Raw genomic sequence first — 22,971 nt, 5'->3', positions numbered from 1 at the left:
TTGCCAGGTGAATCGTGATGTCGGTGCCGCCCTCCGCAAGGTAGCCGACACTGCCCGCACCGTGAACAGGACTCCGCGCGTGGTGGAGATGGTCAAGCGTGTCCGCGGCGCGCTTCCCGGCGATCCGTCGTTCGGCGATCCGCTGTCCACGGCGGGGCCGGGAGCCGCACGCATGGTCGCGAGAGTGACCGATCGGCTGCAGAGCGACACCCCCGGCGCCTCCAAGGAGATGTCGCTCGGCGCACTCCAGGTGTGGCAGGCGCTGCTCGAGCGCACCGGCCGCGGCCGCGGCGAACGCGAGGTGACCATCGTCTTCACCGATCTGGTCGGCTTCTCCACCTGGTCGCTGGGCGCCGGCGACGCGACGACGTTGGTGCTGCTCAAGCAGGTCGCGCGGGCGGTCGAGCGTCCGATGCTGGACCGCGGCGGGCACATCGTCAAACGGCTCGGCGACGGTCTGATGGCCGTGTTCCCCAGCGCGGACAACGCCGTGCGGGCCGTGTTCGAGGCACAGGCGGCGCTCGCGCGGGTCGACGTGAACGGTTACACCCCGCGGATGCGCGTCGGTATCCACACGGGCTGTCCCCGCGCCGTCGGGTCCGACTGGCTGGGAGTCGACGTCACGGTCGCCGCGCGCGTCATGCAGACGGGCGCCGACGGCAACGTCATGATCTCGAACACCGCGATGGATCTGGTGTCGCCGCAGGTGCTCGACGCGGCGCAGCTGTCGGTGAAGCCCTATCGGCGCGGGTTGTTCTCGCCGAAGCTGACCGGGGTGCCGGAGGATCTACGCATCGTGAGACTGGTGCAGACGCCAGAGCGGTGACACCGGTCCGTGGCCGCCGCCGAGGTCGTAGGCCGCCTCCAGGGACTTCGTCACCCACTCCTTGGCGAAGGCGAACGCGTCGGGAACCGACCATCCGTGTGCCAACGCGCACGCCAGCGCAGCCGCCAGGGTGTCGCCGCCGCCGTGGTCGTTCCCCGTGTCGATGCGGGGGTTGGTGAACTCGAGCATCCGATCACCGTCGTAGAGCAGGTCCGTGCTGTCCGACGACGACCGGAGGTGGCCGCCCTTCACCACGGCCCACTGAGCTCCGAGTGCATGCAGCGCCTCGGCGGCGGACCGTGCGGTCCGCTCGTCGACGACCTCGATGCCGGTGAGGAGCCGCACTTCGTCGAGGTTGGGCGTGACCACGGTGGCCAGAGGAATGAGCTTGCTGCGCAACGCATCCAGCGCGTCGGCGTGCAGCAGGGAGTCGCCGTGCATGGATGCCGAGACCGGGTCGACCACCAGGGGTACGGCGCTACCGCGCCCGATGCCGACCTCGCGGCACACGTCCGTCACCGCGTCGATGATCCGAGTCGAGGCGAGCATGCCCGTCTTCGCCGCGCCGATCCCGATGTCGGACACCACCGTTCGGACCTGAGCAGCGACGACTTCGGGCGGGATCTCGTGAAAACCGCTGACACCGACCGTGTTCTGCACCGTGACGGCCGCGACGGCCACGCATGCGTGCAGTCCGCACAGGGCGATCGTGCGGGAATCGGCCTGGATTCCGGCGCCGCCACCGGAGTCGGTTCCGGCGATCGTGAGCACACGGAGCGGAGTGGAGCCGGACGGTGCGAGCGGGAGCAGTGTCACACGCGGAACTGTACTCGAGCCCGTTCGCAGTGACTTCGCCACATATTTGCCTGCTCCACCGGCGAAGAACGCCGACCTGTGGAATAGTGGCCTACGTCACACACCCACGTGACGCGCACGCTCGCGGCAACGAGGCTGCACGTGTATCGCCCCGTTCCACGTGTTCGCACAGAACCATGGTCGCCAGGAGAATGAATGATGCTGTCGGATGCGCCCGTCACCGATGTCACGGACAACCCCCATCAGAACCGTTTCGAGCTCAGGCTCAACGGCGACCTCGTCGGCATCGTGGGATATTTCCCGGTCGACTCCGTGGGGCGCGGGGCGCGCCGTCAACCGGTGGTCAGCTTCATGCACGCGGTGATCACCGAGGACTTCGGTCATCGCGGACTCGCGGCCATCATGGTGCGCAACTCGCTCGACGCCGCCCGCAGCTACGGCTGGAAGGTCAAGCCGGTGTGCACCTACGTCCAGCGGTTCGTCGCCGAGAACCCCGAATACCGGGACATGGTCACCTCCGACTGATCTCGACACGGTGTCGATACGGTCGCGATAGCGTATCAACTGCAACTTCAGTCCCATGAGTCACAGAATCGGTGATGGACTGTTGTCATGCACAACAGTCTCGTGTCCGACGATCCGAGCCGCTCGCGGTTCGAACTGACGGTGGACGACGAGCTCGTGGGCATCCTGGCCTACGAGGTCGCACCCGGAACCACCACCGTCGTGCTGCAGCACACGGTCGTCAGAGAAGAATTCGGTGACCACGGTTGGGCCGCGGTGCTGGTCCGAGGGGCGCTCGACATCCTGCGCATCGGCGATCTGACGGTGTGGCCCGTCTGCACCTATGTCCGACGGTTCATCGGTGCCAACATCGAGTACCTCGACCTGGTCGCCGATCAGGATCCGGCGTCGCTCAGTTCCACGACGACCGGTGCGTGATCGCTCGCACCCTTCCCCTTGCGTTCCTGGCGGTCGATCGACGCATCCGTGACCAGGGCCGCGAGTGCGGGCGATCCCAGCACGAAGTCGATCCGCAGGCCTTCCCTGCGCGGGAACCGTAGCTGCGTGTAGTCCCAGTACGTGTACACCCCTGGGCCCGGCGTGAACGGGCGGACCACGTCGGCGAACCCTGCGTCGACCACCGCCTGGAACGCTGCACGTTCGTCCGGTGAGGTGTGAGTGCGTCCCTCGAACAGCGCGGGGTCCCACACGTCGTCGTCGGTGGGCGCGACGTTCCAATCCCCGACCAGCGCGATGCGGGCGTCGGGGTCGGCGGCCAGCCACGACCGGGCGTCGTCACGCAAGGTGGCGAGCCAGTCCAGCTTGTAGCGGTAGTGCGGATCGTCGAGCGACCGACCGTTGGGAACGTAGAGGCTCCACATCCGCACGCCCCCGCATGTCGCACCGATCGCGCGTGCCTCGTCGGCCGGCGGGACCTCCGGGTCCTTGCTGAAACCGGGCTGATTCTCGAAGCCGATCTGCACGTCGTCCAAGCCCACACGGGAGGCGATGGCGACACCGTTCCACTGACTCGTCCCGACGTGGGCGACCTGGTATCCGATGTCGGTGAAGCGCTGGTAGGGGAATTGCTCGTCCTTGCACTTCGTCTCCTGGATCGCCAGGACGTCGACGTCGGACCGCCCCAGCCAGTCGACGATGCGATCTGCTCGGGATCGGACGGAGTTCACGTTCCACGTAGCGATGCGCACGGTGAGCGAGACTAACTCGAGGACGGACCCGGCTCCGCGTAGCGGTAGCGATGGTGCTCGCCGAAGCCGAGACCGTCGTAGAGCCGCAGAGCAGCCGCGTTCGATTCCTCCACCTGGACGTACCCGTGGGTCGCGCCGTTCTCCGCACCCCACGCGCACGCCTCGGCGCAGATCCGCCGCGCCCATCCTTGCCGACGCCGCTCGGGGTGCGTCGTCACGGCGGTGATGCCCGCCCAGCGCCTGCCGTCGGGAGCCGACGTGACGGCGACGCGGGCAGTGGCAGCATCGTCGAGCCGGAGGAACGCGGTGACCCCGTCGACCACCGAGGTCAGCAGCGGGACACCGGCCGGAGCGTCGTAACGCGGGTGATGGGCGAGCCAACGATCGTCGGGTGTCGTCGTCGCGACGGCGTCCCTCGGGGCACGCGCGTCCGTCAGAGGGCGGGTCAGCACCACGGCTGCGTCCGTGAGCGTCCACCCGGACGGTGGCCGGAAGACTCTGTCCGGCAACGACAGTCGAGGAGTCAGGCCCCGATCTCGATACCACCGCTCGATGTCGGGAAGGGAGGCCTCGGACGCGTCGGGACGCACCGGGACGGCGGAGTTCCCACGGAGAGTGAGGCCGTCGGCCGCGCGCAGCAACCATCCGTCGAGCCAGTCCTGCTCGACGCCGGGCCACGCATGGGCGGCGGCACTCTCGAGATTCCGGATCTCCGAATTCCGGATGGGACGGGCAGCGAGTGCCTTGACGACGACGACGCGATCGCGCGGGATCGTCACCGCCTCGCCCGACTCCGGCTGCACGACCAGGCTCTCGCCCGCGGCGTCGAGTCGGCCGATGACGTCGGTGAGCGGCGGCGTCGAGCCCTCCGGCAGCCGGTAGCGCACCACTACCCGGGTGCCCGGTGCCGGATCGGCCACGTCAGTCGTCGTCGTCGTGACCGAACGGATCGGCCACGGTTCCCGGAATCCAGCTCAGCCCGGGGACGCCCCACCCCTGCTTCTTGATGGCCTTCTTGGCCGCGCGAGCATTGCGGCCGACGAGGACGTCGACGTACAGGAAGCCGTCGAGGTGGCCCACCTCGTGCTGCAACATCCGGGCGAAGAAACCGTGGCCCTCGATGTCGACGGGTTCGCCCTTGGCGTCGGTGCCCGTGACCCGGGCCCACTCGGCGCGGCCGGTCGGATGCTGCTCGCCGGGAACGGACAGGCAGCCCTCGTCGTCGTCGTCCGGGTCCGGCATCGTCTCGGGGATCGCGGACGTCTCGAGGACCGGGTTGATCACCTCGCCGCGGCGACGCGTCACCGTGCCGTCCTCTGCGTGATCGGGGCAGTCGTAGATGAACAGTCGCAGCGACTCTCCGACCTGGTTGGCAGCCAGGCCGACACCCTTGGCCGCTTCGAGCGTGTCGTACATGTCGGCGATCAACGTCTCGAGTTCCGCGGGCGACGCCGTGACGGGCTGGGTCGGGGTGTGCAGCACCGGGTCGCCGACGATGCGGATGGGGAGAATTGCCATGGTCGGTAAGGATACTGCCCACTCCCGGGCACACTTTCGTCCACTGTCGTCGGTGTCGACGCGCCGGAAGTGTCGGCGCGTCCGGGGCGTCCGTCCGTGGTTAGATTGGCGACGAACGACACGGATGTGATTCACCGCCGTGCGCGGACCTTTCGGGGTCCGGGGGAACGCGCGCGAGAACACGGCGTAGCCCGAGTATCACGCCTGCCCGCAGTACACGGCAGGTCGGGCGACACAGACGACAGGAGCGAGATGGACAGCGCTGCAGCGCGAAGTCACGGACGATCCGGCACAGGAGCCGAGGGTTCCGGAACCGACGATCCGAGTGACGGACTCTCCCGTCGGGAACACGACATTCTGTCCTTCGAGCGCCAGTGGTGGAAGTACGCCGGCGCCAAGGAAGAAGCGATCAAGGAACTGTTCGACATGTCGGCTACGCGCTACTACCAGGTACTCAATGCACTGGTGGACAAGCCCGAGGCGCTCGCCGCGGACCCCATGTTGGTCAAGCGCCTGCGACGACTGCGGGCGAGCCGTCAGAAGGCACGTGCCGCCAGGCGCCTCGGATTCGAGATCTGACTCCGGTCGCTAGGCTCGACAGCGTGAGTAACCAGACCCCGGGCAGTCCGGATCCCGACAGTCGGACACCGGAGAACTCAGGTCCGCCGCTGCGGGCGCTCGCGATGGTTCTGCTGTCCCTCGCGATCGTGTTCCTGGGGCTCGGTGCGTTCTCGCTGACCGACTCCGGTGACGAGACCGCTCCCGCGGAGGCCGCCGCGACCAGCGCCACCACCAGTTCCGCGGTCGCCGCGCCGGCAGCGACCCCTGCACCGGCTACCACCACGGCGACACCCACGACCAGTGCCGCAGCCGCGTCCGACAGCGTCCGCGTTCTCAACAACAGCAACGTCAGCGGACTCGCGGCGGAGACCGCGCAGACACTCGAATCGGCCGGCTTCACCGTCGGGGAGACCGGCAACTACAGCAGCGGGACCATCTCCGCGTCGACGGTCTACTACGACAGCGCGGTGTCCGGGCAGCAGGCCGAGGCCGAGCGGATCGGGACGGTTCTGGGCTACGAGGTGCAGCCGCGCTTCGAGGGCATCGAATCCTCCGCGCCCGGCATCATCGTCATCGTCACGCAGTAGCTCCCCGACCGACGGACCTGCCCCCACCGTTGACTAGAGTCGATTCCACACACGTCCCACCTGTCAAGGAGACCTCCACCATGGCCAGCTCGAAGCGCAGCCGAGTCGCCCGTCGCCACCTCGTGGTGGCTCCTCTCGCCGCCGTCGCCGTGTTCGGCCTGGTGGCCTGCAGCAACGGCGAGGAGGCCAGCGACGTCGCCGGCACCACCCCGCCCGTGTTCACCAGCTCCGCCGCCCCGGAAGGCATGGAGAGCCACGGCGGCGAGTCGCACAGCGAAGAGGGCAGTGCGTCGGGCGCGAGCGCCGAGGGCGGCGAGGTCGCCATGACGGGCGATCTGCGCGACCCCGAAGGCGCCACCGTCGGAACGGTCTCCTTCTCCGAGGTCGACGGCCACCTGTCCGTCACCGTCGAGGCGGAAGGCCTGACCCCCGGCTTCCACGGCCTCCACATGCACCAGAACCCGGTGTGCGAGCCCAACTCGGTAGCACCCACCGGCGGCGAGCCCGGCAACTTCCTGTCCGCGGGCGGCCACCTCCAGGTGAACGGCAACACCGGACACCCGGCCAGCGGCGACCTGACGTCGCTGCAGGTCCGTGAGGACGGCACCGCCGACCTCACCACCACCACGGACTCGGTCACCCTGGACGATCTGAGCGGCGGCGTCGCGGTCATCGTGCACGCCGGTGCCGACAACTTCGCCAACATCCCGAACCGCTACACGCTCCCCGACGGTGCCGCAGTGCCCGACGCCACCACGCTCAGCACCGGTGACGCAGGCGGCCGCGTCGCCTGCGCCGTCGTCGAGTCCGAGTAGAGCAGGACCGTCGCTCTGACATCGCCCCGCGACACCCGGGTTCCGTTCGCCGGGTCGGAGCGTCCGACCATCGGCGTCGAGTGGGAGATCGCGCTCGTCGACAGGACGACACGCGACCTCTCCAACACCGCTTCCGAAGTCATGGAGGGGGTGGTCGAGCTCGCCGGTGGTGCGACACCGAGGGTGACCAAGGAACTGCTGCGCAACACCGTCGAACTGGTCACCGACATCTGCGACACCGTCGGCGAAGCGATGGACGATCTGGGCGAATCGCTCGATCTCGTTCGGCGAGCGGCAGATCCGTTGGGCGTCGACCTGTTCTGTGCCGGCACGCACCCGTTCGCGGAGTGGTCGTCGCAGCAACTCACCGCCGCGCCTCACTACGACGAGCTCATCGAGCGCACCCAGTGGTGGGGGCGTCAGATGCTGATCTGGGGAGTGCACGTCCACGTCGGACTGCGCTCTGCCGACCGTGTCTTCCCGATCCTCAACTCGATCCTCTTGCAGTACCCGCACCTGTTGGCTCTGTCGGCGTCGTCGCCCATGTGGGCGGGCTCCGATACCGGGTATGCCAGCAACCGCGCCTTGATGTTCCAGCAGCTGCCGACGGCCGGACTGCCGTTCCAGTTCGAGGAATGGTCGCAGTTCGAGGGTTTCGTGCACGACCAGATGAAGACCGGCGTCATCTCTCAGCTCGGGGGCATGCACTGGGACATCCGGCCGGTACCTCGGCTGGGGACCATCGAGATCCGCGTGTGCGACGGCGTGTCCACCAAACGCGAACTCGGCGCTCTGGTCGCGCTCATCCACTGCCTGGTCGTCTACCTCGACGAGCGCCTCGACGCCGGCGAGACGCTGCACACCATCCCGCCCTGGCACGTGCAGGAGAACAAGTGGCGCGCAGCGCGATACGGCCTCGACGCCGAGATCGTGCTCGACGCGGACAGCAACGAGCGGTTGATGACCGACGACCTGAACGACCTGCTCGAGAAGCTCACCCCGATCGCCGTGCGACTCGGATGCTCCGACGAGCTGGCGAGCGTCGCGGACATCCCGCGCAAGGGAGCGTCGTATCAACGCCAGCGTGAGGTGGCCCGGACGTCGGGCGGCGACCTGGTGGCCGTCGTCGACTCTCTGATCGCCGAACTGGCCTGACGTTCAGTCGTTGCGCTCGTCCTCGCGGAGGTCGTCGATCATGAACAGGTCGTCGCGGCTGCTCTGCTCCCGGTAGGCGACCTGGCCGACGGTGTGCGCGATGATCGGCGCGGTGAGCACGGTGAAGACGCCCACCAGGAAGATCATCCAGATGTCGACGTTCCCTCGCAGGCTGATGAACGCCCCGATGAGGATCAGGATCAGCCCCACCACTTGAGGTTTCGTGGCAGCGTGCATGCGAGAAAGAGTGTCGGGGAAGCGCACGACACCGATGGCTGCTGTCAGCGCGAGGACCGATCCGAGGATGATGAACGTGCCGCTGACGATGTCCAGAACGAGTCTCACGAGTTCTCCCGCCGATCGCGTGAGCCGCTTTCACGCGGCGGATGGGGAGTGCGGGCTGCGGCCGCCGCGGCGGCGCGACGTGTCTCGGGGGAGTCGGCGACGCGGAACCGGGCGACGCTGACCGACCCGACGAATCCCACGACCGACAGCGCGACGATCGACGGCACCAGGGTGGTGTCGCGGCTGTACACCGCCCACACCATCACCCCGCACACCGTCAGCGCGATGAGCGTATCCACCGCGACGAGGCGGTCCAGCGAATTGGGGCCCGCCAGGAGGCGATACGCGGTGATGACCGCGGCAGCCAGCAGCATGATGCCGGACGCCACGAGTACGACGGTCATGATCGTTCGTCCTTGTCGTCGGGGCTCGAGGTCGTGCCGTGTTCCGAGTAGTCCGTCGAGATGTCCTCGACGGTCTCGGCCACCGAATCGACGTCGGTGTCGGCCGTGGAGGTGGTCTCGACAGCGGGGTGCCATTCCGGGTCACGCTCGAAGGCGGAGATGAACGCGGTCTCGTAGGCCCGCACGATGGTGCGGAACTGGTCCACGGCATCGGGTTTCGCGACGTCCAGCACGTGGATGTAGAGGACGCGGTCCTCGCGGTCGATGTCGAGGACCATCGTGCCGGGCACCATGTTGAGCGCGTCCACCATGAACGTCAGCACCAGATCCGACTTGATCTGCACCGGATACCGCAGAACGGCGTTGACCGGAGGCGGACCGGGTCGAACCGCAGCCCACGCGACCTGCACGCTGGAGACCGCGGCGTAATAGACCAGGACCCCGATCAGCTTGACCATGGACAACGGGTGCACGCGGCCCTCGACGGGAACACGAGGCAGGGCCAGAACGGTCATGACGAAGATGCCGACCGCGATGCCGCCCAGGATGTTCGCGGGAGAGACGTTGCCCCACAGCAACACCCACACACCGGTGAGCCAGGCCAGCAACGCTGCCTTGAGCGCGATGTCGCGACTCATCATGGTCATCGCTCGCCCTCCCGGCCGTCCGCGTACGTGACCGGATCGTCCACGGTGCCGAGCACCGCGGAGATGTAGACGTTCCGATCCCGCAGATCGTCCGCCGCTCGATCACTGATGCCGATGAACGGTCCGGCGAACACCGTGAGGGACAGGCCGACCGCGACCAGGCCCACCGTCGGGATCAGCATGCCGATCGGCATCCTGCCCGGATCCGTCCGACTGCCGAAGTCCACGTCGTTCGCGTTGTCCAACAGCGCGTTCGGGGAGTCGTCGGACATGTCGCCGTCGGGCGCGTCGGCGCGTGCACGCCAGAACGCCTTGGTCCACACACGTGCCACGACGTAGAGCGTCAGCAGGCTGGTGACGGTTCCGCCGGCAACGAGGATCCACGCCAGCGACGTCGCCTTCTCCGCGCCGGCCTGGAGCAGGGCAACCTTGCCGATGAAGCCCGAGAACGGGGGGATACCGCCCAGGTTCAACGCCGGGACGAGGAAGAGGATCGCCAGCAGCGGACTGGCCGCCGCGAGGCCGCCGAGCCGCCGGAGCGACGACGAGCCGGCCTGACGCTCGATGAGTCCGACGACGAGGAACAGCGTGGTCTGCACCAGGATGTGGTGCGCGACGTAGTAGACCGACCCCGACAGTCCCGCCTTCGTCGACAACGCGACGCCGAAGATCATGTAGCCGATGTGGGAGACCAGTGTGAACGACAGCAGTCGTTTGATCTCGCTCTGCGCTATGGCACCGAAGATGCCGATCACCATGGTCAGCAGGCCGGCGACCAGCAGCACGTTGTCCATCGCGCCGTCCGGGAACAGCAGCGTGTGCGTCCGGATGATGGCGTAGACACCGACCTTGGTGAGCAACCCGGCGAAGACCGCGGTGACGGGAGCCGGGGCCGTCGGATAGGAGTCGGGAAGCCAGGCGGACAACGGGAACACCGCGGCCTTGATGCCGAAGGCGATCAGCAGGATCGAGAAGATGGCCAACCGCGTGCCGTGCGGGATGTCGTCGAATCGCAGTGCGAGCTGAGCGAAGTTCAACGTGCCGGTCGCGGCGTACGTCGCGGCGATGCCCGCCAGGAAGATCATCGACGACACGACCGACACCATGACGTACGAGACGCCCGCCCGGACACGCTCGGCGCTGGCACCGAGCGTCAACAACACGAACGATGCGACGAGCAGGACCTCGAACCCGACGTAGAGATTGAAGAGGTCACCGGCGAGGAACGCGTTGCAGACACCGGCGGTCAGGGCCAGGTACGTCGGCAGGAAGATCGACACGGGCTGGTTGGCGTCGCCGTCGCGAATGCCCTGCCCGACGGCGTAGACGATGACCGCGAGTAGAACGATGGTCGAGACCACGAGCATGAGGGCCGACAGTCGATCCACGACGAGGGTGATGCCCATCGGGGCTTCCCAGCCGCCCACCTGCAGTGCAGTGGTGCCGTCGCGATCGGCGAGGTAGAGCAGCACGCAGGAGATCGCGGTGACCGCGACCAGCGCGAGAATCGTGACCGCCCGCTGAGCACGAGGCTTGCGGCCCAGGACGAGGCACAGCGCCGCAGCGAGCAGTGGAATCAGGACGGGGAGCGGCGTCAGCGTCCCGATGATGTCGGGTGACAGTGTCATCGGCTGGTACCGCCGGTCTCCACGTCGTCGCGATCACGGAACTTGCCTTCGTGCAGGTCCTCGTAGCACTCGAGGTCCTCGCGGTTGGCCAGCTTGTCCAGGGGAATGGGATTTCCGTCCTTGTCGAAGGCGTCGCCGGCCTCGCCGGGTTCGCCCGTGATCGGATCGTCGGACTTGTCGCGGTCCGGTGCGTCCGCGAGGCTGCGACGGGTGAGGACCTTGGTGTCCTCCGGGTCGTTCTCGACGACGTCGGCGACGTTGATGGTGTACGAGCGGTAGGCCAATGCCAGCACGAACGCCGCGATACCCATGGTGATGACGATCGCGGTGAGGATCAGGGCCTGCGCCAACGGATCGGCGTCGCCCTCGGCGACCTCCGAGACTCGGCCGACCACCGGCGGATTACCGGAACCGCCGCCCGAGGTGAGGATCAGCAGGTTCAGACCGTTGCCCATCAGCAGCACGCCGAGAAGCATGCGGATGATGCTGCGTTCGATCAGCAGGTAGACGCCCGCCGCGATGAGCGCGGCGACGAGGACGAGCATTCCGATGTTCGCGGTCACTGGCGACTCATTTCGATCTGTGCGTCCAGGCGAGCCCCGAGGCTGCGCAGGACGTCGAGGACGAGTCCGACGACGATGAGGTAGACGCCGAGGTCGAAGAACAGGGCGGTCACCATCTTGATGTCACCCAGGATGGGCAGCGTCAGCTCGAAGGTCGCCGACGAGAGCACCGGTGCACCCAGGAACAGGGACGCCGCGGCAGTGCCTCCGGCGAACAGCAGTCCGATGCCGAGAATCTTGCCGGCGTCGAACGGCAGCGTCTCGCCGAGTTCGTACCGACCACCGGCGAGGTACCGCAGGACGAGAGCCAGACCGGCGGTGAGCCCACCCGCGAAACCACCGCCGGGCGCGTTGTGTCCGGCGAAGAAGAAGTAGATGGACAACATCATCACGGTCGGGAAGACGAGTCGGGTGGTGATCTCGAGGACCAGCACTCGATGCCTCGGATCGATCAGATCGCTGCCGCTCAGCCACGTGATTTCCGACGCCACCTGCTGGCCGTCCATCGACGACGGGGCGTCCGACACGCGGGGGGCGCTACCGAACCGGCGATTGCGGAACACCAGGCTCGCGACGCCGGTGGCGGCCACGAGCAGAACCGAGATCTCCCCGAGGGTGTCCCACGCGCGGATGTCGACGAGGATCACGTTGACGACATTGCTGCCGTTGCCCAGGTTGTAGGCGGCGTCCGGGAGCAGGTCCGCGATCGGCCGGGTGCTGCGCCCGTTCATCGCGTAGGCGCCCACCACGGTGACGGTGATGCCGACGACGACGGCCAGTGCGGCGCGCAACTTCTTGCGTCCGAAGCTGCGGCCCTCGTCGATCTCGGCGGGCAGCTTGCGCAGCACCAGGACGAAGACGACCAGCGTCAGCGTCTCGACGAGGAACTGTGTGAGGGCCAGGTCGGGGGCGCCGTGGATGGCGAACAGCACCCCGCAGCCGTACCCGGTCACACCGACGAGCAGGACGGCCGCGAGGCGGTTCCGCATCACGACCGCACCGATCGCGGCGGCCACCATGATGGCGCCCACGATGAGTTGGATCGGGGAGTCCGCCAGCCGTCCCTGCACGCCGTCGCGGGTGTAGACCACGAGCGAGATCAGCGGGAACAGAGCGAGCGTCACCAGGATCGTGGCCTGCGTGCCGGGCAGCGAACCGCGCTGAGTGGTTCCGGTGAGGCGCAGCGACAGCAGATCCATCAGGTAGAGGACCCGGTCGTACACGCGGTCGGCATTGAGCGGAACCGCCGGGACCGTCCGCGCGATGGTCTTGTGCACCCGGTAGAGAAGAACGCCGGCGGCGATGACGACAGCGGTCAGGATCAGCGGGAGGTTGACGCCGTGCCACAGCGCCAGGTGGTAGTCCTTCGCGCCGTACGTCGGGAGAGTCTTGCTGTACGGGGCGATCAGCGTGTCCACAACAGGTGCTGCCAGTCCCGCTACGGCGCCCAGAACTGCGAGCAGCACCGGCGGGAACAGGAAGAACGCTCCCGGGGCGTGCATTCCGGCGACAGCCGCACTGGGGCCGCGGAGCTTCTTCCGTCCGAATGCGCCCCACACGAACCGCAGGCTGTAGGCCACGGTCAGGATCGACCCCACCACCATCGCGGCGAGGACGAGTGCCGAGGCCAGCGGGCCCATCGCGTCGGAGTCCAGAGTCGATTCGAACGCGGTTTCCTTGCCGATGAATCCGAGGAACGGCGGGAGGCCCGCCATGCTGGCGGCAGCGACGACGGCCGTTGCGGCCAGCACCGGGGCACGGTCGCCGAGGTGGGCGAGCTTACGGACGTCGCGGGTGCCGGTGGAGTGGTCGATGATGCCCACGACCATGAACAACGCGGCCTTGAAGAAGCCGTGTGCCAACACCATGGCGAGGCCCGCCAGCATCGCCGTGCGAGACCCGATGCCGACGATGGCGACGAGGAAGCCGAGCTGGCTGACCGTGCCGAACGCGAGGATCAATTTCAGGTCGTACGCGCGGAGCGCGCGGTAGCCGCCGATGATCATCGACCCCAATCCGAGGACGAGGATGGTGACACGCCACGGTCCTGCGTCGGCGAAGCCCGGGGCGAGCCGGGCAACGAGGTAGATGCCGGCCTTGACCATCGCGGCGGCGTGCAGATAGCCACTGACGGGTGTGGGTGCGGCCATGGCGCCGGGGAGCCAGAAGTGCAACGGAACGATGGCCGACTTGCTCAATGCGCCGACCAGGACCAGGACCAGCGCCGTGCCGGCGAGCCACCCGCGAGGTGCGGCCTCGACGACGTCGGACAGGTTGTAGCTGCCCACCATCTCGCCCAGCACGATGATGCCGACGAGCATTGCGAGTCCACCCGCCGTGGTGACCAGCAGGGCCTGCGTCGCGGCGCGGCGACTCGAGGCGCGCTCGGCGTAATGGCCGACCAGGAGGAACGACAACACCGTCGTCAATTCCCAGAAGATGTAGAGCATCAGCATGTTGTCGCTGGTCACCAGACCGAACATCACGCCGGCGAACGCCACGAGCTCTGCGGCGAAGATGCCGAGGCGGGGCTCGTCGTCCTCGAAGTAGCGCGCGCAGTACAGCAGAATGAGGGCGCCGATACCGAGCACCAGAGTCGACATGACCGCGGCCAGCGAGTCGAATCGCAGGTCGATGTTCATCGACAGGCCGGGAACCCATTCGATCGACAACCGCTGCTCGGTGTTCCAGTTCGCGGCCACCCATCCCAGTGACGCGGCGGGCACCACGGCGAGGGGGAGGAAGGCATGACGACCCCAGAACCGGACGAGAACGGGCGCGACAAGCGCTGCTACCGCGTGGGCAACGAGGATGAAAAGCAAGTGGCACTCCGTCGGGGACGTCGGGGCGGCGGGGTGTCAGGACGTGAATCCTTCGGAGTCCATACTACGGGGGACGTGAACCGCAGTCGCGATCGTCATACCCGCCCCCGGTACGGGTATCGTCTGCTCGCTATGAACGGACCTCTCCGCACCGCTGCTCTGGCTCTCGTCCGTGACGGTCGGATGCTTCAGGCCAGATCGCACGGCAAGCGTGCGTTCTACATGGCCGGCGGCAAGATCGACCCCGGTGAGACGCCGATCGACGCGCTGCAGCGCGAAGTCCGCGAAGAGCTCGGAGTCGACGTCGTCGGTTTTACGGTCGAACTACTCGGGGTGTTCGAGTGCCCTGCCTTCGGAGACCCGCAGGGCCGGGAACTGCACATGAGTTGCTTCACCGCGGACCTGACCGGCGAGCCCGCCGCGACCAGCGAGATCGCCGAACTCCGCTGGTTCACCGTTGCGGAATACGCCGCGATGCCCGACGTGGCGCCGGGTTCGATGCTGGTCTTCCGCCACCTGCAGGCCCGGGGGCTCGTGAACTGAGCGTCACGCCGTGCCCGGCTCGGGTGAGTCCGGGCGGCGGGAGAGCCACACGATGCGCAGTGTGCACAGCACCCCGACCGCGAGCGCGAGGTAGGCCGACGTGAGATCGGTGCTGGTGAGGACGGCGCTTCCCTGCAGCAGATCGGTCGCACCGGCGGTGGGATCGGCTAGCAGTGCGTCGAGGTCGGACTGGCTGAGATCGCGGGTGGTCGCGACTCCCACCGGGACCGGCACCGCCGCGGCGACGAGGATCGCAAGCCCCGGCAGCGACACTGCCAACGGTCGCACCGACGCATGCGGATCCGCTGTGACGGCGGTCAGTGCGATCGGGACCAGCGCGGCGACCACTCCGAGCGCGACGGCGGTGACCGCGTCGACGTGGACGGCCGCCGCGATCATCGGGACGGCGGCCAGCACAGCTGCCGCTACCCACGAGGTGATTTGCCCGACGGGCAACCGCCAAGCGATCGCTGCCCCGACGACGAGGCCGGCGACTCCGGCGGCGGTGAGAACTCGCGGGTCGATCGTCGTGCGCGCCCCGGCGTTCCACATCGCGATTGCCGACGCGGTGATCAGCACACCGATGATCACGGTTCGGGCGTCGGCTGCTTCCCATCGCGCGGCCACACGGTCGATGACGAGCAGGGCGACGACCAGCACGGTGATCGCCTTCCACAGCTGGTACTCGGAGGTCCCGACGAACTCGACGCAGAGTCGGCACACGAGCGCGACGATGCCGGCGTAGACGACGAGTCGGGTGAGTTCGCTGCGGGACGGATCGGCACTGTCGTCGACACCCGGGCGGTACAGCGCGGCGGCCGCGACACAGAGCACGAATGCCGCGCCGAGCAGCCACCAGGCGGGTTCGCCGAACACACTGGAACTGTCGAGCCGGGACGCGACGAAGGAGTCGGACGTCGCGATCGTTCCGACCGAGGCCAGCAGCGTGCCGCCGAACAGTCCCGTCGCGAGCGCGACCCACCCCGCCCTGGAACGACGCGTCGCATGGAGCACCAGTCCGACCAGCAGTCCGGCCGCGCAGGACTTGAGGATGTGCAGTGCGGTGAAGACGGAGAGACTCGCGGCCTCGGGGAGCGCGACCTTGGTGAACGCGAGGACGACCAGCATGACGGCGGCGAGCACCCACGGCGTGATGCGAGCGGACAGACGCATCGCCGCGGCGAGCGCGACGGTGACCACGACCAGTAGTTGACCGACCGTGGTGGCGGTGGATTGAGTCGAGGACCATCCGATGAGGTCGTCGACCGTCGCGGCGAACGGCCACCTGTCGCTGCGGGGACCCGACCATGCGATCCCGGCGACAGCACCGGCCAGCGCGGAGGCGAGGAGTGCACTCGCAGTTCTCATGCGCGGCGCCGTCGGACGAGTTCGGCGCCCACGGCGCACAGAGCTAGGGAGATCATCGCCACCAGTGTCCCTGCCGTCGGGTCGGCGACGGTGATCGAGTCCGGCTGCAGGGTCAGCGGGGTGTACGCGGTCCACCCGAAATCTGCGGTGATCGGGGAGGACGGCATGTCGGAGAGCGCGAGCGGGACCAGCAGTCCCGCAGCTACCACGGTCGGCGCCGGGTGGTCGTCCGTGGCACTCGAGCATCCTCCGACGACCGCGCCGGCAGTTGCAGCGACGGCGACGACAGCACCCCAGCTTCCCGTCCCGCCGAGGTGAACAGCGACGACAGCGGCAGCAGCGCACAGGATCGCGACGGGAACTCCGATCCCGGGGCGTGCCAGGACACCGGCGACGGCTCCGAGAGACGCCGACACCACGACCACCGCGGCGAGCCGGGGATCGAGAGCCTCGATACCGCGCGAGGCGGTGAGGAACGTGAGCGCCGCCGTCCGGAGCAGTAACCACAGCACGGTCCCCGCCAAGATCAGTGCACCCGCGGACGGCACCGCCACCGCCGCGGCGACCATCAACGCCGTGACCAGCACTGTCGACAGGATCCAGGAACTGGACGTGGCGACCGGGCCGGTGATCCCGGCGGCGCCGACAGCCGCTGACAGATTGCTGACGAACACGGGGACCAGTGCGTTGAGGGAGATGGCGAGCGCCACCGATGTCGACAGAGTCGAGGACGCGGACCGCTCCCGATGTTCCGCCAGAGCCACCGCGACGACGGCGACGACCAGTGCGCCCAGTACAGCGCCGGCCGACGCGGTCGGGGGCATGGCGGGGAGGTAGTCGGCATAGCGTCGAGGGACGACCGAGGCGACGCTGCGTGCGAGGACGAATCCCACGACCACGCTCGTGCCGAGTATCGCGATCAGCGCACGGCGCGCCGCGGCCAACGCAGCCAGCGCGCCGAGCACCAGTCCCGACCCGAGCCCGCCGACCAGCGATATCGGTGCGTCGTTCGGTCCGAGAACGGCGACGGCCAGGGCTCCGACACCGAGAGCAGCAACCAGGGTCGTCGGCACTCTTCCGATGCGGCGGGACAGGAACAGCGCGGCGAGCACGGCGGCGGGGACCGCGGCGGGGGCCGAGTCGGTGCCGAGCAGGACATCTGGAGCGCACACCGCGTACACGGCGCCGAGGCCGCCGACGATCAGAGCGACCATCGTGGACACGGTCCGGAGGCGACCCATGCGAGGAAACCTAGCGGTCTCTGTCCGGGAACGGGAATCGACCGAGGCGGTCGGCGGTTGCCCCGGACATGACACTCGCAACGAAGGCCACGACACTCCTCGAACTGCACGTCCCCGGAAACCCGGTGATCCTGCCGACCGTCTGGGATGCCTGGTCCGCGAACCTCGCGGTGAGCGCCGGTTTCACCGCCCTGACCGTCGGCTCGCATCCGGTCTCCGACTCGATCGGCAAGCCCGACAACGAGGGCATCACCTTCGACGAACTGCTTACCCGCATCCGTCAGATCACCGCGGCCGTCGACGTGCCGATCTCCGTGGACATCGAGTCCGGGTACGGCGAGGACCCGAAACGACTCATCGAGGGCCTGATCGACGCCGGCGCCGTGGGCCTGAACATCGAGGACACCGTGCACAGCGAGAGTGGCCGTCTGCGTGAGGCGCAGGAACACGCCGACTTCGTCGGAGCACTGCGCGCGGCGTCGGATGCCACCGACGTCCACGTGGTCATCAATGCCCGCACCGACCTCTTCGTCAAGCAGATCGGTGACGAGAACGACCGTGTCGACCGTGCGATCGCTCGACTGAAGCTCGCCGCCGCAGCCGGTGCCGACGTGCTCTACCCGGTCGGCTTCCACTCGGACGACGACCAGAAGCGACTCACCGCGGAACTTCCGTTGCCGGTCAACGCCATCGGCCACCCGGTGAACAACTCGAAGTCCGCGCTCGCACAGCTGGGTGTCGGCCGTGTCAGTTTCGGCCCGATCTTCCAGATGGTCCTCGCCGAGCGTGCGAAGGACGTTCTCGCCGACTGGGCGTGACCTACTCGCGGGTGCTGTAGGCCTCGAGAGCAGCCACCTGCGCAGGATCCAGGGACGGTCTGACGGCGTCGCGCGCTGCCGCGACGTCGTCGGCCGTCACCACGGCCGTGTCGACGTCGCGCCGCATCGCCGTCAGTGCCGCCTCCCGCAGCAGTGCAGCGCAATCCGCGGCCGAGTAGCCCTCGAGGTCCACCGCGAGAGCATCCAGGTCGACGTCGTCGGCCAACGGGACGGACTTGCCGGCCGTGGACAGGATGGCGCGTCGAGCCTCGGCGTCCGGCGGCGGTACGAACACCAACTTCTCCAGACGACCGGGTCGCAGGAGCGCGGGATCGATGAGCTCGGGCCGATTGGTGGCGCCCAGCACGACGACGTCCTGCAGCGGCTCCACACCGTCCATCTCGGTCAGCAGCGCCGCGACCACTCTGTCGCCGACGCCGGAGTCACCGGTCTGGCCGCGGCGCGGCGCCAGCGCGTCCACCTCGTCGAGGAAGATCAGGGACGGCGCTGAATCGCGTGCACGGCGGAACAACTCGCGCACAGCCTTCTCCGACGATCCGACCCACTTGTCCATCAGCTCGGCGCCCTTGACGGCGTGCACGCTGAGTTGACCCGAGCTGGCGAGCGCGCGTACGACGAAGGTCTTGCCGCATCCCGGTGGTCCGTAGAGCAACACCCCGCGAGGCGGATCGACGCCGAGTCGAGCGAACGAGTCGGGGTGCCGCAGCGGCCACAGCACGGCCTCCGTCAGTGCCCGCTTGGTCTCGACCATGTCCCCGACGTCGTCGAGCGTCACACTGCCGACCGCGAGTTCCTCGGTACCCGAACGTGACAGCGGACGGATGACCGCCAGCGCAGCGACCAGATCCTCCTGTGTGAGCACGGGCTCGGACGAGTCCCGGTGTGCGCGCAGTGCCGCACCGACCGCGGCCTCGCGGCAGAGCGACGCCAGGTCGGCCGCCACGAAACCCGGTGTGCGCAGCGCGATATCGTGTGCCGCGATCTTGCGGGTGGGTACGTCACGCAGCAGCATCTCGATCAGTGCGGTGCGTCCTGACGTTCCCGGAAGGGGAAGGGCGATCTCCCGGTCGCACAGGTCCGGTGCGCGGAGTCGCGCGTCGACGGCATCGGGTCGAGACGTGGTGCACAGCAGGGCGTTTCCGGCAGTCCTTACGACGCGTCGAAGACGGTCGAGGATCAGTGTCGACACGGGATCGGCCGGTCGACCTTCGGCGGCGACAGGAAGCAGAGCGTCGACGTTGGTCACGAGAAGCACGGCGCCGTCGGCACTCCCGGCCAGACGGTCGGCCGCGTCCGACACGGCCGCCAGGCGCTCCTCTGCGGCGAGGGAACCGACCGACGGCCCGTCGATCTCGATGACGCGACGTGTCGACGCCACCGCGCGGACGAAAGTGGACTTCCCGACTCCGCCGGGCCCGGTCACCAGCACACCCAGCTGTGCCGAAGCGCCGAGAGACTGCAGGAGCTCCGGTCGGTCCAGTGCCAGTTCGAGCCACTCCGTGACCTTCGACGCCTGCTCCTGCACGCCGACAAGATCCTGGACGTCGACGACATCGTGCTCCGGAGCGGGCGCGGCCGGTGCGGGAACAGTTCGGGGGGCCGACCCGCGGGTGACGGAGGTGTTCGGCTGAATGCTCACCGCGCCCGCGGGGTCGGTCGAGGTGACCGTCAGCAGCTCGGTCGTCCACGCGACGCCGACCGTCTGCGACAGGGTCTTCGACACCGACGACGTGGACGTCCCGGGTCCGAGATCTCGCGGAAGAAGGGACACCGCGTCACCGGCGACGACGACCTTGCCCAGCAGGGCGCGTCGCAACGTGGCGTCGTCGAGCGCGGCAGTGCCGGCCGATCCCGTGACGGTGACCACCGAGGCACCCTGGACCGCGACAGGTGCGACGACCACCGAGGCGTTCTCGGTCAGTCCGGCGTTGGACAGCGTGACATCGTCGAGTAGTGCAGTGCCGGTGGGTGTTCCGGGCGGAGCCTGGGCGACGACGGTGGCCGTGCGGCGCGACCCGATCAGTTCTATCGCGTCCCACTCACGCAGGCCCAGCGCGGTGAGCACCTCCGCGTGGACGCGCACGACACCGCGTCGGGCATCGGCTGCGGACGTCGTGAGGCGGACGGTCAGGGAGAGATCGGGGGAGCTCACCGGACGAGCCTATCGACCGCACACCGTTACGCTGCGCTCATGTCACGCGCAGCCGTCGTCTTCCACGAACGCGACCACGATCTGGGAGTACGCAACGTCGGGTCGCTGGGCCCGGCCCTTCGGGAGCGAGGGTTCGAGACCACGACGTTCTCCTTCGAAGGAGACAGCCGCGACGCGCAGCGCCCGCCCGCGGAGGCGTTCGACGTCGTCGTCCTCATGGGGTCACCCGACGCCGCGTACGACGACTCGTTGCCTTGGCTGGCAGAGGAGGTCGAGTTCATCGACAGCGCGGTGGCGCATCGAGTTCCGGTCCTCGGTGTGTGTTTCGGCGGTCAGCTGCTCGCGCGGGTGCTCGGTGGGACGGTCACGCGCGCCGAGCAGTCGGAGCACGGGTTCGTCTACGTCGAATCCGACGATCGTGATCTGATTCCGTCCGGACCGTGGATGCAGTTCCACGACGACACGTTCTCCGTCCCGCCGAACGGTCTGTCGGTCGCTCAGACTGCCGCAGCACAGCAGGCGTTCGTCCACGGTCCGCACCTCGGCCTGCAGTTCCACCCCGAGATCACCGCCGACGTCTTCGAGTCGTGGGTGCAGGGATGGGATGCCCGCGGTGTCCGTGCCGAGGTGGAAGCGTCTGTCGACGTCGAGGCGATCCGCGCCGAGGTCGCCGCACGCGAGGAGTCGTCACGGCAGGCGTGCGGCAGGCTCGTCGATGTGTTCCTCGACCGGGCCGCCGGGTTCCGCTAGCTCTCGTCCCTGGATGTACCGCGCTGCTCGGGGGAGCGCAGCCGCAGCCGCGCGGACGACACACCCGCGCGAGAGGTGGTGCGTCGGCGCGCGATACCGGTGCGCGTCGGGCGGCCACGGCGTGCCGCGCGGCGGACGGCGCGACGCTCCGCGGGCTTGGCCTCCCATGTCTCGGGCCGTGCGGCTACCCATCGCCGCGAGCGGATCGAGAACGGGATGTGCGCGAGGTACAGGGCGATGAGGACGATGAGCAGCACGAACGGGAACGTGATCAGCGCGGCGCCGGCGAGACCGACCAGCACCAGCAGGATCGCGGCCATGCGCGGGGGAACCGAGACGGATTTCATCGCGAACGTCGGGATGCGGCTCACGGCGAGCAGCGCAGAGAAGACCGTCCACGTGGCGACGACGTAGTACGACGACCACCATCCGTCGCCGAACTGCTGTTCCACCGCCAGCGGCAGCAGTACGACGAGGGCGCCCGCCGGAGCGGGAACACCGACGAAGTACTCGCCGGCGAAGGCGGGCCGAGAGTCGTCGTCTATCAGGGTGTTGAACCGCGCGAGTCGCAGCACCATGCTGACCGCGTAGATCAGGGCGACGACCCATCCGCCGCTGCTCCCCTCGAGCAGCGTCAGATACAGAACCAGTGCCGGGGCGACGCCGAACGAGATGGCGTCGGCCAGGGAGTCGAGCTCGGCGCCCATGCGGCTGGTGGCGTCGAGCATGCGGGCGATGCGACCGTCGAGAGCGTCGAACACCGCGGCCGCGCCGATCATGGCCAGAGTCAGGCCGAGCCGGCCGTCCAGTGCGAATTTCACGGCGGACAGCCCGGCGCACATGGCCAGTACGGTCACCGCACTGGGAAGAAGCCGGACCGCGCCCTGTCTGCCACCCAGCTCGTCGGTGTTCTCGCGGGCTGCGTTCACGGAAGCTCGGCCAGGACCGTCTCGGCTCCGATGGCGCGCTGGCCCACCAGGACCGTGGTCGTCGACCCCTCCGGGAAGTACGTGTCGACGCGCGAACCGAACCGGATGAGGCCGTACGTGTCGCCGATGGTGAGCGAGTCACCGACCGAGGTGTTGTTCACGATGCGTCGGGCCAGCAGGCCCGCGATCTGCACGACGGCCAGATCGTGTCCGCCGGTGGTGCGCAGGTGCATACTCGTGCGCTCGTTGACCTCGCTGGCGTCGGCCAGGTCGGCGGAGAGGAATTGACCGTTCTTGTGCACGACGGCCTCGACGGTGCCGGAGACGGGAACCCGCTGCACGTGGACGTCGAGAACCGACAGGAAGATGCTGACGCGGGGACGCGGAGCTGTCCCGAGGTTCAGTTCCGGTGGGGGAACGGCAGTGTCGACCAGGGCGACCTCACCGTCCGCGGGCGAGACCACGATGCCGGCGCGGTTCGGCGGAACGCGCGGGGGATGCCGGAAGAATCCCGCCATGGCACCGGCCGTGAGCAGCGACGCGGTGCGCACGCTGCGGTGACGGCGGCCGAGGGCGGCGAGCGCGAGAGGCACCGCGACGAACGGGGTTCCTGCCGGATGCAGCGGCGGAACACTCCTGCGAATCAGGTCGACGAGGTGTCCTGCTCCGGTCGGTTCGGGTGTACCAGCTGGGACAGGTCGGCGGGCCACAGGCTCCTCTAACGTCGGGTGGGGCGAGTAGGTACGCGCCCCGAAGATGGTGACCGTACGGGTCGGGGCCCCTCACAGATTACGTGAGGGGCCCCGACTC

General features: G+C 68.4%; 24 protein-coding genes and 1 pseudogene. 10 read left to right on the top strand and 15 right to left on the bottom strand.

The window, feature by feature from the left end; all coding sequences use genetic code 11:
• Positions 1-88 precede the first annotated feature (88 nt).
• Complete coding sequence (locus tag RU01_RS18765; protein ID WP_082043262.1) at positions 89-826, top strand: adenylate/guanylate cyclase domain-containing protein; 738 nt, start codon at positions 89-91, stop codon at positions 824-826.
• On the opposite strand, the gene thiD is transcribed toward RU01_RS18765, so the two are convergent.
• Positions 788-1,642 (bottom strand): bifunctional hydroxymethylpyrimidine kinase/phosphomethylpyrimidine kinase, encoded by an 855-nt coding sequence (thiD, locus tag RU01_RS18760; RefSeq protein WP_042576109.1) that lies wholly within the window; start codon positions 1,640-1,642, stop codon positions 788-790. The genes RU01_RS18765 and thiD overlap by 39 nt on opposite strands.
• 198 nt (positions 1,643-1,840) lie before the next feature.
• Here thiD and RU01_RS18755 point away from each other — a divergent pair, with 198 nt between their 5' ends.
• Positions 1,841-2,167, top strand: a complete 327-nt coding sequence (locus tag RU01_RS18755; RefSeq protein ID WP_042576334.1) for a GNAT family N-acetyltransferase — start codon at positions 1,841-1,843, stop codon at positions 2,165-2,167.
• 87 nt (positions 2,168-2,254) lie between these two features.
• Complete coding sequence (locus tag RU01_RS18750; protein ID WP_042576108.1) at positions 2,255-2,584, top strand: GNAT family N-acetyltransferase; 330 nt, start codon at positions 2,255-2,257, stop codon at positions 2,582-2,584.
• On the opposite strand, the gene RU01_RS18745 is transcribed toward RU01_RS18750, so the two are convergent.
• The 3 genes from RU01_RS18745 to RU01_RS18735 are packed head-to-tail and all read right to left on the bottom strand — an operon-like array spanning position 2,542 to position 4,872.
• The gene (locus RU01_RS18745; RefSeq protein ID WP_042576107.1) at positions 2,542-3,354 is read right to left on the bottom strand and encodes an exodeoxyribonuclease III; all 813 of its coding nucleotides are present in this window, start codon (positions 3,352-3,354) and stop codon (positions 2,542-2,544) included. The two genes, RU01_RS18750 and RU01_RS18745, sit on opposite strands and share 43 nt — an antisense overlap.
• Before the next feature lie 11 nt (positions 3,355-3,365).
• On the bottom strand, positions 3,366-4,274 hold the full coding sequence (locus RU01_RS18740) for an N-acetylglutamate synthase, CG3035 family (RefSeq protein WP_042576106.1): 909 nt from the start codon (positions 4,272-4,274) through the stop codon (positions 3,366-3,368).
• A gap of 1 nt (position 4,275) precedes the next feature.
• Positions 4,276-4,872 (bottom strand): peptide deformylase, encoded by a 597-nt coding sequence (locus RU01_RS18735; protein ID WP_042576105.1) that lies wholly within the window; start codon positions 4,870-4,872, stop codon positions 4,276-4,278.
• A 252-nt stretch (positions 4,873-5,124) separates the two neighbouring features.
• Between RU01_RS18735 and RU01_RS18730 the strand changes: the two genes are divergently transcribed.
• The 4 genes from RU01_RS18730 (at position 5,125) to RU01_RS18715 (ending at position 7,990) form a co-directional block, all read left to right on the top strand.
• A complete protein-coding gene (locus RU01_RS18730) occupies positions 5,125-5,451 on the top strand; it encodes a DUF3263 domain-containing protein (protein ID WP_042576104.1) in 327 nt (108 codons plus the stop codon).
• Between the two features lie 104 nt (positions 5,452-5,555).
• Positions 5,556-6,020, top strand: a complete 465-nt coding sequence (locus RU01_RS18725) for a LytR C-terminal domain-containing protein (protein WP_042576333.1) — start codon at positions 5,556-5,558, stop codon at positions 6,018-6,020.
• Positions 6,021-6,100: 80 nt separating this feature from the next.
• A complete protein-coding gene (sodC, locus tag RU01_RS18720) occupies positions 6,101-6,835 on the top strand; it encodes a superoxide dismutase[Cu-Zn] (RefSeq protein ID WP_042576103.1) in 735 nt (244 codons plus the stop codon).
• A 15-nt stretch (positions 6,836-6,850) separates the two neighbouring features.
• On the top strand, positions 6,851-7,990 hold the full coding sequence (locus tag RU01_RS18715) for a glutamate--cysteine ligase (RefSeq protein ID WP_042576102.1): 1,140 nt from the start codon (positions 6,851-6,853) through the stop codon (positions 7,988-7,990).
• Between the two features lie 3 nt (positions 7,991-7,993).
• Here the strand turns inward: RU01_RS18715 and mnhG are convergent, their stop codons facing one another.
• From mnhG to RU01_RS18685, 6 genes and pseudogenes are all read right to left on the bottom strand, one after another.
• Entirely contained in the window at positions 7,994-8,335 is a 342-nt protein-coding gene (mnhG, locus tag RU01_RS18710) for a monovalent cation/H(+) antiporter subunit G (protein WP_042576101.1), read from the bottom strand.
• Positions 8,336-8,427: 92 nt separating this feature from the next.
• Positions 8,428-8,679: pseudogene (locus RU01_RS18705) on the bottom strand (monovalent cation/H+ antiporter complex subunit F); the annotation flags it as partial.
• Positions 8,676-9,326: a Na+/H+ antiporter subunit E gene (locus RU01_RS18700; RefSeq protein WP_231568775.1), complete on the bottom strand. Its 651-nt coding sequence runs from the start codon at positions 9,324-9,326 to the stop codon at positions 8,676-8,678. The pseudogene RU01_RS18705 and the gene RU01_RS18700, both read right to left, overlap by 4 nt.
• On the bottom strand, positions 9,323-10,954 hold the full coding sequence (locus RU01_RS18695) for a Na+/H+ antiporter subunit D (protein ID WP_042576100.1): 1,632 nt from the start codon (positions 10,952-10,954) through the stop codon (positions 9,323-9,325). The genes RU01_RS18700 and RU01_RS18695 overlap by 4 nt, the downstream gene beginning before the upstream one ends.
• Positions 10,951-11,517 carry a Na(+)/H(+) antiporter subunit C gene (locus tag RU01_RS18690; RefSeq protein WP_042576099.1) on the bottom strand — a complete coding sequence of 189 codons (567 nt, stop codon included), beginning with the start codon at positions 11,515-11,517 and terminating at the stop codon, positions 10,951-10,953. The genes RU01_RS18695 and RU01_RS18690 overlap by 4 nt, the downstream gene beginning before the upstream one ends.
• Positions 11,514-14,339 (bottom strand): Na+/H+ antiporter subunit A, encoded by a 2,826-nt coding sequence (locus RU01_RS18685; RefSeq protein WP_042576098.1) that lies wholly within the window; start codon positions 14,337-14,339, stop codon positions 11,514-11,516. The genes RU01_RS18690 and RU01_RS18685 overlap by 4 nt, the downstream gene beginning before the upstream one ends.
• A gap of 132 nt (positions 14,340-14,471) precedes the next feature.
• Here RU01_RS18685 and RU01_RS18680 point away from each other — a divergent pair, with 132 nt between their 5' ends.
• Positions 14,472-14,882, top strand: a complete 411-nt coding sequence (locus RU01_RS18680) for an NUDIX hydrolase (protein ID WP_042576097.1) — start codon at positions 14,472-14,474, stop codon at positions 14,880-14,882.
• Positions 14,883-14,885: 3 nt separating this feature from the next.
• Here the strand turns inward: RU01_RS18680 and RU01_RS18675 are convergent, their stop codons facing one another.
• Together RU01_RS18675 and RU01_RS18670 are read right to left on the bottom strand one after the other, a co-directional pair.
• Positions 14,886-16,250, bottom strand: a complete 1,365-nt coding sequence (locus RU01_RS18675) for a hypothetical protein (protein WP_042576096.1) — start codon at positions 16,248-16,250, stop codon at positions 14,886-14,888.
• A complete protein-coding gene (locus RU01_RS18670) occupies positions 16,247-17,491 on the bottom strand; it encodes a hypothetical protein (protein ID WP_042576095.1) in 1,245 nt (414 codons plus the stop codon). The genes RU01_RS18675 and RU01_RS18670 overlap by 4 nt, the downstream gene beginning before the upstream one ends.
• A gap of 68 nt (positions 17,492-17,559) precedes the next feature.
• Between RU01_RS18670 and RU01_RS18665 the strand changes: the two genes are divergently transcribed.
• Positions 17,560-18,309 carry an isocitrate lyase/PEP mutase family protein gene (locus RU01_RS18665; protein ID WP_042576094.1) on the top strand — a complete coding sequence of 250 codons (750 nt, stop codon included), beginning with the start codon at positions 17,560-17,562 and terminating at the stop codon, positions 18,307-18,309.
• Position 18,310: 1 nt separating this feature from the next.
• Here RU01_RS18665 and RU01_RS18660 read toward each other — a convergent pair whose 3' ends face one another.
• Positions 18,311-20,482 (bottom strand): AAA family ATPase, encoded by a 2,172-nt coding sequence (locus RU01_RS18660; protein WP_042576093.1) that lies wholly within the window; start codon positions 20,480-20,482, stop codon positions 18,311-18,313.
• A gap of 39 nt (positions 20,483-20,521) precedes the next feature.
• Between RU01_RS18660 and RU01_RS18655 the strand changes: the two genes are divergently transcribed.
• Positions 20,522-21,232, top strand: coding sequence for a type 1 glutamine amidotransferase (locus tag RU01_RS18655; RefSeq protein ID WP_042576092.1), 711 nt, complete (start codon positions 20,522-20,524; stop codon positions 21,230-21,232).
• On the opposite strand, the gene RU01_RS18650 is transcribed toward RU01_RS18655, so the two are convergent.
• Entirely contained in the window at positions 21,229-22,074 is an 846-nt protein-coding gene (locus tag RU01_RS18650; RefSeq protein WP_156149011.1) for a CDP-alcohol phosphatidyltransferase family protein, read from the bottom strand. The genes RU01_RS18655 and RU01_RS18650 overlap by 4 nt on opposite strands.
• 83 nt (positions 22,075-22,157) lie before the next feature.
• Positions 22,158-22,871 carry a phosphatidylserine decarboxylase gene (locus tag RU01_RS18645; RefSeq protein ID WP_042576090.1) on the bottom strand — a complete coding sequence of 238 codons (714 nt, stop codon included), beginning with the start codon at positions 22,869-22,871 and terminating at the stop codon, positions 22,158-22,160.
• Between the last annotated feature and the right edge of the window lie 100 nt (positions 22,872-22,971).

It is taken from the genome of Rhodococcus sp. MEB064, from assembly GCF_000834565.1.
Taxonomy (GTDB): Bacteria; Actinomycetota; Actinomycetes; order Mycobacteriales; family Mycobacteriaceae; genus Rhodococcoides.
This window is presented reverse-complemented; position numbering and strand designations above follow the sequence as displayed.